The 15,403-nt window shown below is 33.4% G+C and carries 12 protein-coding genes and 1 other RNA gene; 11 read left to right on the top strand and 2 right to left on the bottom strand.

Annotated features, from left to right (window positions below; all coding sequences use genetic code 11):
- The first annotated feature begins 105 nt into the window (after positions 1-105).
- From recJ to KA909_RS00920, 9 genes are all read left to right on the top strand, one after another.
- A complete protein-coding gene (gene recJ, locus KA909_RS00960) occupies positions 106-2,379 on the top strand; it encodes a single-stranded-DNA-specific exonuclease RecJ (RefSeq protein WP_193839257.1) in 2,274 nt (757 codons plus the stop codon).
- A 21-nt stretch (positions 2,380-2,400) separates the two neighbouring features.
- Positions 2,401-2,919, top strand: a complete 519-nt coding sequence (locus KA909_RS00955; RefSeq protein WP_210129879.1) for an adenine phosphoribosyltransferase — start codon at positions 2,401-2,403, stop codon at positions 2,917-2,919.
- A gap of 375 nt (positions 2,920-3,294) precedes the next feature.
- On the top strand, positions 3,295-5,484 hold the full coding sequence (locus KA909_RS00950) for a RelA/SpoT family protein (protein WP_193839258.1): 2,190 nt from the start codon (positions 3,295-3,297) through the stop codon (positions 5,482-5,484).
- 15 nt (positions 5,485-5,499) lie between these two features.
- Positions 5,500-5,952, top strand: coding sequence for a D-aminoacyl-tRNA deacylase (gene dtd, locus KA909_RS00945; protein WP_210129878.1), 453 nt, complete (start codon positions 5,500-5,502; stop codon positions 5,950-5,952).
- On the top strand, positions 5,949-6,824 hold the full coding sequence (locus KA909_RS00940; RefSeq protein ID WP_210129877.1) for an N-acetylmuramoyl-L-alanine amidase family protein: 876 nt from the start codon (positions 5,949-5,951) through the stop codon (positions 6,822-6,824). Before dtd ends, KA909_RS00940 begins: the two co-directional genes overlap by 4 nt.
- A 359-nt stretch (positions 6,825-7,183) precedes the next feature.
- Positions 7,184-8,452, top strand: coding sequence for a histidine--tRNA ligase (hisS, locus tag KA909_RS00935; protein WP_053029564.1), 1,269 nt, complete (start codon positions 7,184-7,186; stop codon positions 8,450-8,452).
- A 23-nt stretch (positions 8,453-8,475) separates the two neighbouring features.
- A complete protein-coding gene (gene aspS, locus KA909_RS00930; protein ID WP_210129876.1) occupies positions 8,476-10,242 on the top strand; it encodes an aspartate--tRNA ligase in 1,767 nt (588 codons plus the stop codon).
- A 221-nt stretch (positions 10,243-10,463) separates the two neighbouring features.
- Positions 10,464-10,654, top strand: a non-coding RNA gene (gene ssrS, locus KA909_RS00925) — 6S RNA.
- Positions 10,655-10,746: 92 nt separating this feature from the next.
- The gene (locus tag KA909_RS00920) at positions 10,747-11,523 is read left to right on the top strand and encodes a tRNA threonylcarbamoyladenosine dehydratase (protein WP_053029562.1); all 777 of its coding nucleotides are present in this window, start codon (positions 10,747-10,749) and stop codon (positions 11,521-11,523) included.
- 72 nt (positions 11,524-11,595) lie between these two features.
- Here KA909_RS00920 and KA909_RS00915 read toward each other — a convergent pair whose 3' ends face one another.
- Positions 11,596-12,864 (bottom strand): replication-associated recombination protein A, encoded by a 1,269-nt coding sequence (locus tag KA909_RS00915; RefSeq protein ID WP_193839261.1) that lies wholly within the window; start codon positions 12,862-12,864, stop codon positions 11,596-11,598.
- Between the two features lie 85 nt (positions 12,865-12,949).
- On the opposite strand from KA909_RS00915, the gene cymR reads away from it, so the two are divergent.
- Together cymR and KA909_RS13635 are read left to right on the top strand one after the other, a co-directional pair.
- Entirely contained in the window at positions 12,950-13,372 is a 423-nt protein-coding gene (gene cymR / locus KA909_RS00910) for a cysteine metabolism transcriptional regulator CymR (RefSeq protein WP_033080142.1), read from the top strand.
- A gap of 138 nt (positions 13,373-13,510) precedes the next feature.
- The gene (locus KA909_RS13635) at positions 13,511-13,645 is read left to right on the top strand and encodes an SAS049 family protein (RefSeq protein ID WP_254613586.1); all 135 of its coding nucleotides are present in this window, start codon (positions 13,511-13,513) and stop codon (positions 13,643-13,645) included.
- Positions 13,646-13,946: 301 nt separating this feature from the next.
- On the opposite strand, the gene KA909_RS00905 is transcribed toward KA909_RS13635, so the two are convergent.
- Positions 13,947-14,960 (bottom strand): LLM class flavin-dependent oxidoreductase, encoded by a 1,014-nt coding sequence (locus KA909_RS00905; RefSeq protein WP_193839262.1) that lies wholly within the window; start codon positions 14,958-14,960, stop codon positions 13,947-13,949.
- Positions 14,961-15,403: the final 443 nt, after the last annotated feature.

Raw genomic sequence — 15,403 nt, 5'->3', positions numbered from 1 at the left:
TCCGTTCTACTCTTTTTTAACGCTTTTAATAACTTAACGTTGATTACTTTTTATTTAGCTCAATTTTCGGTATAATGGCTTTTGGAAAAAGGGAGGATAAATGACATGATTAAATCAAAATATAATTGGCTATATGAACCTCCAACACAATACATAGATGAAACATTAGCAAATAAACATCAATTAACACCTATTATAAAAAAAGTACTTGAAAGTAAATCCATTACTGAAGATGCGTCTATTAAAGCGATTTTAAATCAAACAGCCGTCAACCATGATCCATGGCTATTAAGTGATATGGAAAAAGCGGTCAATCGAATTAATGAAGCTATAGATAAAAATGAACGTATTTTGGTTTATGGTGATTATGATGCTGATGGTGTCACTTCTACAACTATATTGGTTAATACGTTAAAGACATTAGGTGCTGAGGTAGGTTGGTATATTCCAAATCGCTTCACAGAAGGTTATGGACCTAATGAACTTGCTTTTAGAAATGCACATGACGAAGGCGTATCTTTAATCATAACTGTCGATAATGGTATACAAGGTCATAAAGAGATTGAAATGATACAAGAACTAGGCGTTGACGTTATTGTTACTGACCATCATGAAATTGGTCGAACGTTACCTTCAGCATATGCAATCGTGCACCCAATGCACCCGGAATATGACTATCCATTTCATTATTTGTGTGGTGCTGGTGTGGCGTATAAACTATCTCAAGTATTATTGGATAATCCACCTAATTATTTTGTAGGCTTAGCTGCAATAGGAACGATTGCAGATTTAGTTTCATTGACTGACGAAAATCGTTCGATTGTAAAACAAGGATTAGCTTTGTTAAACGAAAGTTGTCCGATACAAATTAAATCTTTACTTAACCAAGCGGGTTATAATGACACGATTAACGAAGAAACGATAGGTTTCATTATAGGACCTAGACTAAATGCAGTAGGCCGATTAGAAGATGCTTCGTTAGCAGCAGAATTATTAATGACAGAAGATGAGGAAGAAGCGGAATTTCTAGCGGAACAAGTTGAACATTTTAATATTGAACGTAAAGAGATAGTTGCTCAGATTACTGAAGAAGCATTAGCTATAGCCGAGGATAAAGTGAACAAGGGCAAACAATTTTTGTTATTAGCTAAGGAAGATTGGCATGAAGGTGTCCTTGGTATCGTAGCATCTAGAATAGTTGAAACCTATGGACTACCAACTTTAATGCTTAATATTGATTTAGAACAAAACCATGCTAAAGGGTCAGCACGAAGTATAGAGCAAGTATCTATGTTTGAAATTTTAAGTGCACATCAAGATTTAATTTCTAAATTCGGTGGTCACCATATGGCGGCTGGAATGACAATGGAAATTGATTATATTGAGTCGTTAGAGCAAGGATTAAATGAATGGATGCACCAATTATCAGAACATACATCATTAGAGCCAAACAAACGTGTCGCAGTTAAATTAGAAGAGAATGATATTACGATTAACAATATTCGTGATATTCAAAGACTCAGCCCATTTGGCACGGACTTTGAGAAACCGTTATTAGAATTAGATGACAATGAAGTTGTAGATGTTAAAGCCATTGGCAAAGATAAAAACCACTTAAAATTAATAACTGGGCAATTGAAACTGCAAAGTTTATTTTGGCAAAATGGTGATTTAGCTACGCAAATAGAACTTGGTCAACCAATTAATCTTCTCGGCAATTTGCAAATCAACGAATGGAACGGTAACCAATCACCACAATTTATTATTCAAGATATTGCAACAAATAATGAACAAATATTAGACTATCGAAGTAAACGTAAACAATTGAATTTGGACCCTAATGATACTAATATTGCATTCTTGATTCATCCTAAAAAAGAAAAATTACATGATAATTACTATTATTATGGTGATAAAATAAATGGGGACCATGAAGTCGTTGTCTTAAGAGATTTACCACTTGATTTAGAGAGTTTAAAAATGAGTCTAAAAGAATTAAATTATTCTCAACTTTATTTAGTGTTACAACATCAACAATCAATCTATTTTGATGGTATGCCGACGCCGACGCAATTCAAAAACTGTTATAAAGCACTAATAACTAAAAAAGAAACAAATTTAGAACAAGAAGGCATGTTATTATGTCAGTTTCTAGATGTAAAGCCTAACATTTTAAAATTTATGCTAAAAGTATTTTTTGAGTTAGGTTTTGTAACAGAGGAAAATGGTATAATTAAAATTAAAGATAATCCTAATAAACAAAATATTGAAACAAGTCGTGTTTATCAACTAAGACAATCAAGAATGGAAGTTGAGAAACTTCTTCTTTATGATGATTTTACGCAACTAAAAACTTGGATTAAATCACAAAAGGGTTAGATTATAGGAGGAAATAGATAAATGGATTTAAAGCAATATGTTTCGGAAGTGCAAGATTGGCCAAAACCGGGAGTAAGTTTTAAAGATATAACTACAATCATGGATAATGGAGAAGCTTATGGTTATGCTACCGATCAGATTGTAAAATATGCTAAAGACAGAGATGTAGATGTTGTTGTGGGTCCTGAAGCTAGAGGATTTATCATTGGATGTCCAGTAGCGTATTCCATGGGTATTGGTTTTGCGCCAGTTAGAAAAGAAGGTAAGTTACCTCGTGAGGTCATTCGCTACGAATATGACTCAGAGTACGGAACAAATGTTTTAACGATGCATAATGATGCAATTAAACCAGGTCAACGTGTGCTTATCACAGATGATTTGTTAGCAACTGGAGGTACGATTGAAGCTGCAATTAAATTAGTTGAAAAGCTTGGCGGTATCGTTGTTGGAATTGCATTTATTATTGAACTTAAATATTTAAATGGTATTGAAAAAATTAAAGATTATGACGTTATGAGCTTAATTTCATACGATGAATAATTGACTGGAGTACGACATAAGCGTTGCGCACATTGATTAATTCTTGCGTGATAAGTGGGAGTGAGATAATGAATTCGAAAGGAATTCTATCTTATTCCCACTTTTTTGTTACTAAAATAAACGACTTGTTTTTGTTTTAGTGTAACACCATTTATTTATTTAAAAACTTGTAGTATCATAGAACTATTATTTATATAATTGTTAAAGCTTTTATAGTTCTTTTAACATTTGATAAAATTAAAGTAATACTCGCATTTCTATATCGAAATAGATGATATACTCGGATTAAAGAAGGACAATGTATGTTTTCTTAATTTTCAAAAATTCGAATATTGGTTGAGTATTTGAAATACAAATGAGTTGGGGTGTCATATATTGAATAACGAGTATCCATATAGTGCTGACGAGGTGCTAAACAAAGCTAAATCATATTTATCAACTGATGATTATCAATACGTCTTAAAAAGTTACCATATCGCTTATGAAGCTCATCAAGGCCAGTTTCGTAAAAATGGTCTTCCGTATATCATGCATCCTATTCAAGTAGCGGGCATACTTACAGAAATGCGTTTAGATGGTCCAACGATTGTTGCAGGATTTCTTCATGATGTTATAGAAGATACACCATATACATTTGATGATGTGAAAGATATGTTTAATGAGGAAATCGCACGAATTGTGGATGGCGTAACTAAACTAAAAAAAGTAAAATATCGTTCTAAAGAAGAGCAACAAGCAGAAAATCATCGTAAATTATTTATTGCAATAGCAAAAGATGTTCGAGTCATACTTGTTAAATTAGCAGATAGATTACACAATATGAGAACATTAAAAGCAATGGCCCGAGAAAAACAAGTGCGTATTTCTAAAGAAACATTAGAAATTTATGCACCATTAGCTCATCGTTTAGGTATTAACACAATTAAATGGGAATTAGAAGATACTGCGTTACGATACATAGATAGTGTTCAGTATTTCCGTATTGTTAATTTAATGAAAAAGAAACGTAGCGAAAGAGAAGCATATATCGCAAATGCTATAGATCAAATTCAAACTGAAATGGTAAAAATGGATATCACTGGTGACATTAGTGGTAGACCGAAACATATTTATAGTATTTATCGTAAAATGATGAAACAGAAAAAACAGTTTGATCAAATATTCGATTTATTAGCTATTCGCGTAATAGTTAATTCTATTAATGATTGTTATGCAATATTAGGATTAGTTCATACATTATGGAAACCAATGCCTGGACGATTTAAAGATTATATTGCAATGCCTAAACAAAATATGTATCAATCGCTTCATACAACAGTAGTTGGGCCAAATGGAGATCCTTTGGAAATTCAAATTAGAACGTATGAAATGCATGAAATTGCAGAACATGGTGTTGCTGCGCATTGGGCATATAAAGAGGGTAAAACCGTCAATGAAAAGAACCAAGATTTCCAAAACAAATTGAATTGGTTAAAAGAATTAGCTGAAGCCGACCATACTTCATCTGATGCACAAGAATTTATGGAATCATTGAAGTATGATTTGCAAAGCGATAAAGTATATGCGTTTACACCTGCAAGTGATGTTATCGAATTACCTTATGGTGCTGTTCCAATTGATTTCGCCTATGCCATTCATAGTGAAGTCGGGAATAAAATGATTGGTGCTAAAGTAAACGGTAAAATTGTCCCAATTGATTATGTCCTACAAACTGGAGATATTATTGAAATTCGCACCAGCAAGCATTCGTATGGGCCAAGTAGAGATTGGCTCAAAATAGTTAAATCATCAAGTGCTAAAAGTAAAATAAAAGGATTCTTTAAAAAGCAAGACCGTTCCTCTAACATTGAAAAAGGTAAATTTATGGTTGAAGCTGAAATTAAGGAACAAGGCTTTAGAGTAGATGATATTTTAACGGATAAAAATATTGAAGTCGTCAATGAAAAATATAATTTTGCCAATGATGATGATTTATTTGCCGCTGTTGGTTTTGGTGGTGTAACAGCACTTCAAGTTGTGAATAAATTAACGGAAAGACAACGAATACAAGACAAGCAAAAAGCACTTAACGAAGCACAAGAAGTGATTAAGTCATTACCAATTAAAGAAGATATCATTACAGATAGTGGTGTTTATGTTGAAGGTATTGAGAACGTTTTAATCAAGCTTTCAAAATGTTGTAATCCAATCCCGGGAGATGATATTGTAGGATATATCACTAAGGGACATGGCATTAAAGTACATCGTACAGATTGTCCAAATGTTAAAAATGAAACAGAGCGATTAATCGCAGTTGAATGGGTAAAATCTAAAGATTCAACACAACGATACCAAGTTGACCTAGAGGTAAGTGCTTATGATCGTAATGGTTTATTAAATGAAGTAATACAAGCTGTTAATTCTACAGTTGGAAGTATTATCAAAATTAATGGACGTTCTGATACAGATAAAAATGCGATTATTACAATTAGTGTTATGGTACGTAACGTTAATGATGTCTTCCGTGTTGTGGAGAAACTTAAACAACTAAGTGATGTATACACTGTAAGTAGAGTATGGAATTAATGAGGTGCTATTAATATGAGAGTAGTTGTACAAAGAGTAAAAAGAGCAGCAGTTACAAATGACAGCATTCATAATGAAATAGACAAAGGTTATTGCTTGTTAGTTGGTATAGGTAAAGAAACAACTGAAGCCGACATAGAAGCAGTTGCTAAAAAAATCATAAATGCACGTTTGTTTGAAGATGATAATGGCAAACTTAATTTAAATATTCAACAGGTGGATGGTCAAATTTTATCTATTTCACAATTTACATTATATGCTGACGTTCGTAAGGGTAATCGGCCTGGATTTTCAAATTCAAAGAACCCTGAAGAAGCCAATGCGTTATATGAAAAATTTAACACTGCCTTAAGATCGTACAATGTTGAAGTGCAAACTGGTGAATTTGGCACGGACATGGAAGTTGAAATTATAAATGATGGTCCAGTTACAATTATTTATGAAAGTCAGGATGGCAAAATAATATGAATAAAATAGATGCATGGTTATCTAAACATGATCTTAAAAATCTAACAACATTGGTTGTTGTATGTGCATTTATATTATTTTTAATATTATTATATATGCTTATGAATCATAGTGATCAAGGAAGCAATAGAATTACAGTTTCTGAAGATGCTGAATTACGTACTGGTCCCAATGCCGCCTATCCTGTGATTTATCATGTCGATAAAGGCGACACATTCACTAGAGTAGGTAAATCTGGTAAATGGATAGAAGTTGAAAGTAGAGATGGCACTGAAAAGGGATGGATAGCTGGATGGCATACAAGCTTAAATATTGAAGCGGATGCTAACAAGAATGAACACCCTTTGAAAAATAAGGTCATTGTCTTAGATCCTGGACATGGAGGCAATGACCAAGGTGCATCCAGTAATACTACAAAAAAGAGTTTAGAGAAGAATTATACTTTGAAAACTGCAAAAGAATTGAAGCGTGCACTTGAAAAAGCAGGTGCAACAGTAAAGTTAACGAGATCAGATGATACTTATGTTAGTCTAGATGATAGAAAAATGAATGGTGATGCTTTTATCAGTATACATAATGATTCTCTTGATAGTCCTAATGCAAATGGTGCAACGGTTTATTGGTTTAAAGATAATCAGGAAACATTAGCAGAGACGTTGAATGCTAATATTCAAAAGAAAGCATTATTATCTAATAGGGGCACACGACAAGAGAACTTCCAAGTACTTAGACAAACGAATAAGCCAGCTGTATTATTAGAGCTTGGTTATATTAGTAATCCAACTGATGAAGTAATGATCAGAGATCAAATCCATAGACAAGTTGTTGAAGAAGCTGTTGTTGATGGATTAAAACAATATTTTGCATCTTAAAGCTTGCAAACTATACATAAACTCGTTATCATAGTTATTGAACTTTATAAATAATACCGATATGATTCTTGAAAGTATAAATGAAAGAGACAACAATTCATATAATTGTGTAGAGATATAATCCTTGGCTGGAAGATTATACTGAGTAATTTATAACTTTGAACACAAGAACAGGTGCTTTAATAGATTAAGCCGATTGACGTACGTTACGCGTTTTGAGTGGTAACTTAGTTTAAGAAATAGACTTCGTTACAATTAGGGTGGCAACACGGCGATTCGTCCCTTGTATAGTAGTTATACTATATAAGGGGCTTTTTTTATTAAAGAGAGTTTAAAAAAGAAAATGAAGGAGTGATTGTGTGATTAGAATTCCTAGAGGTACACAAGACATCTTACCTGAAGAGTCTAGTAAGTGGCGCTATATAGAAAACCAATTAGACGAATTAATGAAATTATACAATTATAAAGAAATACGCACACCTATTTTTGAAAGTACAGATTTATTCGCTCGTGGCGTCGGCGATTCTACTGATGTCGTACAAAAAGAAATGTACACGTTCAAAGATAAAGGTGATAGAAGTATAACATTAAGACCAGAAGGAACAGCAGCAGTTGTGCGTTCTTATATTGAAAATAAAATGCAAGGGTTACCAAATCAACCTGTCAAACTATACTATAATGGTCCAATGTTTAGATACGAACGTAAGCAAAAAGGGCGTTATCGTCAATTTAATCAATTTGGTGTTGAAGCAATTGGTGCTGAAAATCCAAGTATGGATGCAGAAGTTTTAGCAATGGTGATGCATATATATGAATCATTTGGCTTAAAACATCTAAAATTAGTTATCAATAGTATTGGTGATGCTGATTCACGTAAAGAATATAATGAAGCACTTATTCGTCATTTCGAACCAGTTATTGATACGTTTTGCGATGATTGTAAATCAAGACTGCATACTAATCCGATGAGAATATTGGATTGTAAAATAGATAGAGATAAAGAAGCGGTTAAAAATGCGCCGAGAATCACTGACTATTTAAACGAAGAGTCAAAAGCTTATTATAATGAGGTCAAAAGTCATTTGGATCGTTTAGGTATTTCATATGTAGAAGATCCAAATCTTGTACGTGGACTTGATTATTATACACACACTGCTTTTGAATTAATGATGGACAATCCTAATTATGACGGTGCTATAACTACTTTATGTGGCGGTGGTCGTTATAATGGATTGCTTGAACTATTAGATGGACCAAGTCAAACAGGTATTGGTTTCGCATTAAGTATCGAAAGATTGTTGTTAGCACTTGAAGAAGAAGGCATTGAACTCAACGTTGAGGATGAGTTTGATTTATTTATTGTTACAATGGGCGAAGAAGCTGAAAGATATAGTGTTAAGCTTTTAAATCAATTGAGAAAAGCTGGCGTAAGAGCCGATAAAGACTATTTGCAACGTAAAATAAAAGGCCAAATGAAACAAGCCGATCGTTTAAATGCTAAATATACAGTTGTCATTGGTGATCAAGAACTCGAGAATGAAACGATTGACGTTAAAGACATGACGACTGGTGAATCTGAAACAATTAAGTTAACAAACTTAGTGAATTATTTTCAAAACAAAAAATAAATGATTATAAAAGGAGAATATAAATGAGTAAAAGAACAACATATTGTGGTTTGGTTACAGAAGAACTTTTAGATCAAAAAGTTACTTTAAAAGGTTGGGTTCATAATCGCCGTGATTTAGGCGGTTTAATCTTTGTAGACTTACGTGACCGTGAAGGTATTGTGCAAATTGTATTTAATCCTGATTTCTCAGAGGAAGCATTGAGTATTGCTGAGACAGTTAGATCTGAATATGTCGTTGAAGTTGAAGGTACAGTAACTAAAAGAGATGAAGATACTGTAAATCCTAAAATTAAAACGGGACAGGTAGAAGTTCAAGTTTCAAAAATTACAATTATTAATAAATCAGAAACACCACCATTTTCAATCAATGAAGAAAATCAAAATGTCGATGAAAATATTCGTTTAAAATATCGCTATTTAGATCTTAGACGTCCAGAGTTAGCACAAACATTTAAAATGAGACATCAAACAACACGTTCTATTCGCGAATATTTAGATAATAATGGCTTTTTCGATATCGAAACGCCTGTTTTAACGAAATCTACGCCAGAAGGTGCGAGAGATTATTTAGTACCTTCTCGTGTACATGAAGGTGAATTTTATGCTTTACCACAATCACCACAATTGTTTAAACAATTATTAATGATTAGTGGCTTTGATAAATACTATCAAATCGTTAAATGTTTCCGAGATGAAGATTTACGTGCTGATCGTCAGCCAGAATTCACTCAAGTCGATATTGAAATGAGTTTCGTTGATCAAGAAGACATCATCGAGATGGGTGAAGAGATGTTACGTAAAGTTGTAAAAGATGTTAAAGGTATTGATGTTCAAGGTCCTTTCCCTAGAATGACTTACGAAGAAGCAATGAGACGTTATGGCTCAGATAAGCCAGATACACGTTTTGACATGGAACTTAAAGATGTATCACAATTAGGTCGAGAAATGGACTTTAAAGTATTTAAAGATACTGTTGAAAATAATGGTGAAGTAAAAGCAATAGTAGCAAAAGGTGCTGCTGATAACTATACTCGTAAAGATATGGATGCATTAACAGAGTTTGTTAATATTTATGGTGCAAAAGGGCTTGCATGGGTGAAAGTTGTTGAGGAAGGATTAAGTGGTCCTATTGCGCGTTTCTTTGAAGATGCGAATGTATCAACATTAAAAGAACTTACACAAGCTGAACCAGGAGACTTAGTAATGTTTGTTGCTGATAAGCCAAATGTAGTAGCTCAAAGTTTAGGTGCTTTACGTATTAAAATTGCTAAAGAGCTAAATCTAATTGATGAAACAAAACTTAATTTCCTTTGGGTAACAGATTGGCCATTACTAGAATACGATGAAGATGCTAAACGTTATGTTGCAGCTCATCATCCATTTACATCTCCTAAACAAGAGGATATTAGCAAATTGGATTCAGAGCCTGAAAATGCACAAGCGAATGCATATGATATTGTCTTAAATGGTTATGAATTAGGTGGTGGTTCAATCAGAATTGCTGATGGTGAATTACAAGAAAAAATGTTCGAAGTACTAGGATTTACCAAAGAACAAGCAAGAGAACAATTTGGTTTCCTATTAGATGCATTTAAATATGGTGCACCGCCACATGGTGGTATTGCTTTAGGTTTAGACCGTTTAGTCATGTTATTAACGAATCGTACAAACTTACGTGACACAATTGCATTCCCTAAAACTGCGTCTGCAACATGCTTACTAACAGACGCACCAGGTGAAGTTTCTGACAAGCAATTAGAAGAATTATCACTACGTATTCGTCATTAAACTTAATAGTGTTTATTACAGTCATCAAAATCGTTATCGATTTTGGTGGCTTTTTTAAATTTTAAATTATTTTAGATATACGTTTATTGATTTATAACAACTATAATTATATTATGTAAACTTATAATATTTAACTTTTTAGGTTCACAAAAAATACATTTCTACACAAGTAATAAGGATTTCCTTATCTTGGTCTCTGTGGTAATATATTCATATAAGGTAGTCATCTGTATTGTTCGTATGTTTGCTTTTTATTTGGGCCTAACACTTTTTGATCAGGGAGCCCAATAGGTTTTCTTGCAGCGCACACGCCTCAATTGGAGGACTTGCAAAACAAGAAACAGGGCACCCACCTGTATATAGCAGGCCGAATGATCAAGCTTTTTATAACTACGGCAATTACGGACTCTACCGGTACGCAAGGCTTTTTAAGTCTTGCGTATTTTTATTTGTCTTTTTCTGTTAATATTAAATTATCGTATTGTTTTTATAAAGGAGTTTAAAATGAAACATCAATTTTCAAGAAATGAATTAGCATATGGACAAGAAGGTTTAGATTTATTAAAAGAGAAAACAGTAGTTGTCCTTGGTGTAGGTGGTGTAGGCTCATTTGCTGCAGAAGCATTAGCACGAACTAATATTGGTCATATCATTTTAATCGACAAAGATGATGTAGATATTACTAATGTCAATCGTCAAATACATGCACTTACAACAACCATTGGACAAAGTAAAGTCACATTGATGGAAGAACGAATTAAATTAATTAATCCTGAATGTAAAGTGACACCACTTCATATGTTTTATACTGAAGAGACTTATGAAGAACTGTTCAATAACTATGATATTGATTACTTTATCGATGCGAGTGATACAATTATTTATAAAGTGCATTTAATGAAAGAATGCTTAGAGAGAAATATTAAAGTGATTTCAAGTATGGGTGCAGCTAATAAAACGGATCCTACACGTTTCCGAATTGCTGATATTTCGAAAACATTTATGGATCCTATGGCTAAAATTATTCGAAATAAATTAAAACGTCAAGGGATAAAAAAAGGCGTGCCGGTTGTATTTTCTGATGAAAGTCCAATTGTGATTCGTGAAGATGTTAAGGCCACAGTTGGAGATGCTAACGCTATTAATCGAAAAGGACAAATGCCACCGTCATCTAACGCATTTGTACCTAGCACGGTTGGATTAATTTGTGCTAGTTATGTTGTAAATGATATTTTAAAAAACATTCCTGTTCGACGTATTAAGGATAAAGGTAACTTATAAATATAAAGACTATGAATCAAACGAAATGCCAGTAATACATTGCATTGGCTTCGTGTAATTCATAGTCTTTTGTTATTTTTGATTTCTTAAATTATCATATATAGTTTTAAATTGTTGTTCACTTTTTGAGGTTGTTTTAGGTTGATAATAGACTTTATCTTTTAGTTTATCAGGTAAATACTGTTGTACGACATGACCATTCTCATAGTTGTGAGGATACTTATAACCAGTGGCGCGACCTAACGCTTTAGCACCAGTATAATGGCCATCTCGTAAATGATTCGGTATTTGACCTATATTTCCTTGGCGGATGTCGCTTAGTGCATTATCAATTGATGTAATAGCTGAATTTGATTTAGGCGATAACGATAGCTCAATAACTGCTTGACTAAGCGGAATTCTCGCTTCTGGAAATCCTAATCGCTCTGCTGATTGAATAGCTGCAAGGGTTCGTTGTCCTGCATTAGGGGAAGCTAAGCCTACATCTTCGTAACTAATGACTAATAAGCGTCTAACAATTGTTGGTAAATCGCCAGCTTCAATTAATCTTGCCAAATAATGAAGCGCGGCATTAACATCACTACCTCTAATCGATTTTTGAAACGCACTCATAACATCATAATGCATATCTCCATCTTTATCACTGACAAAAGCACCTTTTTGAAGACAATCTTTAGCATCCTCAAGTGTGATATGTCTATTTTCATCAACTATTGGTGAACTTAAGACAGCTAGCTCGAGCGCATTCAATGCACTTCTAACATCACCTTGGCTTTGAGTAGCAAAATAGTCTAATGCATCTTCATCAACTACAGGTTTATAGTCAGCTAATCCACGTTCTGAATCACTAAGTGCTCTCTCAATAGCAAGTCGCACATCATTGTGATCTAAAGCGTATAACTCAAATATTTGAGCTCTAGAACGAATAGCGGGATTAATAGCATGGTAAGGGTTAGAGGTTGTCGCTCCAATTAAAACGATTTTGCCATTCTCTAAATGAGGTAATAAAAAATCTTGCTTAGCTTTATCTAATCGGTGAATTTCATCTAATAAAAGAATGACTTGTCCAGACATCTTAGCTTCTTCAACAACCATTTGCATATCTTTTTTTGAATTAGTAACCGCATTTAATTGTCTAAATTTATATTCAGTACTACCAGAAATTGCTTTCGCGATACTTGTTTTACCAATTCCTGGTGGTCCGTAAAATATCATTGAAGATAATCTCTTAGTTTCAACCATACGTCTAATGATGCCTCTAGGTCCCACTAGATGTTGTTGAGAGATTATCTCATCGATATTAGTAGGTCTCATTCTTGAGGCTAAAGGTTCAGTAGTCACGATTTTCACACCTTTCTATTACTATCTTAACTGAAAAAATGCTAGAATGGTATTATATATTATTCGAATTAAGTGAGGTTATGTTATGAAGATATCAACGAAAGGGAGATATGGCTTAACTTTAATGATTTCCCTTGCTAAAAGAGAAGGGCAAGGATGCGTATCTTTAAAGTCAATTGCTGAAGAGAATAGTTTGAGTGATTTATATCTCGAACAATTAGTTGGCCCTTTAAGAAATGCTGGTTTAATTCGAAGTGTTCGTGGTGCTAAAGGTGGTTATCAACTAAGAGTGCCAGCTGACGAAATTAAAGCAGGCGATATTATTCGCTTATTAGAAGGCCCTATTACAATAGTAGAAAGTATTGAATCAGAACCACCTGCACAAAAACAGTTATGGTTACGTATGAGAGATGCAGTTAGAGAAGTATTAGATAATACCACTTTAAAATATTTAGCAGATTATGTTGAAACTGATGATAAACTTGATGGTTACATGTTTTATATTTAATTTTAAATAAATGTTTATAATAAGTTGTAAGTGGTAAACAGATAATACATCAGTATAGATACATTGATTTTTTGTATCTCAGAATGCACGCAATACTTGATCGATAATTATTCTTAAATTTGAAAGGAGAATTTCATTATGGGATTCATGGATAAAGCGAAAGATGCAGCAGAAAAATTTAAAAATAGCGATAACGAACAAGTTAATAAAGCTAAAGATAAAATCAATGAATATACTGAAAAAGGCAACGATGATAAAAAAGAAGATAAATAATTAAATTTTACAAGTATAGGATAACATTCCTAAAAATATAGCCAGTAAAAGCACATCACAATGTCGCTTTTACTGGCTTATTTATATATGCTATTACATTTTTTGCATACTTTTTGATAAGGATTTACATAACGATGTTTTAAGATTTATTTTTCAATGCCACTCTTTAATCAATTACTAGGGGATACCTAAAAACATATAAAGAGGGGCAATGAATCCAAATTGATTATTGTCCCACTCTCAAATTACATTCTATATGCTCATAATGATTTAAATTACCTTACGTTACTTTATATACCAACTATTGGTTTAATTTTTCGATTACATTGTGTAAACGTTTAAACGATTCAAATTGTTTATCTTGATTATAAATATAACTAATGCCCATTAATTCATCAATATCTCCATATTCCTCAATAAATGATTCTAATTTTTCTTTTACGGTTTCTTCAGAACCTATTAACGAATCGTTAAATCTTTGTTGAGCCATTTCATATTCTCTAGGTGTTAAAAGCGCTTGTAAATCATTTGTCGGTGGTTGTACTGGCTGCATTCTACCACGCGCTATGCCAATAAACACTTGTGCTAAAGTACTTGCTAAGTATTCGGCTTCTTCATCCGTTTCGGCTACAATCGCATTTAAACATACAATCATATATGGTTGATCTAACACATCTGAAGGTTCGAACAACTCTTTGTAAATTTGCATAGCTTCTTTCATTTGTTGAGGTGCAAAATGACCTGCAAAAACATAAGGTAATCCTTTACGTGCAGCTAAATGCGCTGAATCTGTAGAAGAACCCAAAATATATAATGGTACATTTTTACCTACTGCCGGATACGCTCTTACATAAGCTTGTTTGTTACCAGGTCCGAAATAAGTTTGTAATTGTTCAACTTCTTCAGGGAATTCGTAAACACCATTATGTTGATCACGTCGTAACGCACTTGCAGTCATCATATCTGTACCTGGTGCTCTTCCTAAACCTAGATCAACTCTATTTGGAAAGAGTGTCTCCATTGTTCCAAATTGTTCAGCAACAATCAAAGGCGCATGGTTTGGCAACATGATACCTCCAGATCCAACTTTGATACGGTGTGTGTGTTCAAGTGCATGTTGAATTAATAGAGAAGTCGCAGAACTTACTAAATTAGGTGCATTATGATGTTCTGCAATCCAATAACGTTCATAATTAAGTGAATCTAGTTCTTGAGCTAAACTAACCATGTCCTCAATGGCCTCTTTATCACTTTGACCTTCTCTAATTGGAACTAAATTTAATGCAGATACCTTAATATTACCCACAAATTTCATCTCCTCAAATATATTTAGTATGCTTAAGTTTAACAAGAGCAATGATAGAGTGATATTGAAATGCTCAAAGTTGCAAAAAAATTGTAAAATTAAGTTAACTTTCGTTAATCACAATACAGAGGCTGGGACAAAAATAATATAAAGAAGCTATTTTGCAAATTCGCAGTAGCTGACTGAACTGAGAAGGCGCTTTAATCAAACTTTTCTCGGTTCTAGTCATCCTTGCGAGCGGGGCCCCAACAAAGAGAATTTCACTAAGAAATTCTACAAGCAAAGCAAGCTGGGAGTCGGGGCCCCAGCAAAGAGAATTTCACTAAGAAATTCTACAAGCAAAGCAAGCTGGGAGTGGACGACGAATTTAAAAGAATTCTGTCCCACTCCCATATTTTATAAATCTCGGGCTTTATAGCCAATCATATTAATCAAATCTTTAGGATGACTAT

The organism is Staphylococcus sp. GDX8P54P (genome assembly GCF_017893165.1).
GTDB classification, from domain to species: domain Bacteria; phylum Bacillota; class Bacilli; order Staphylococcales; family Staphylococcaceae; genus Staphylococcus; species Staphylococcus borealis.
This window is presented reverse-complemented; position numbering and strand designations above follow the sequence as displayed.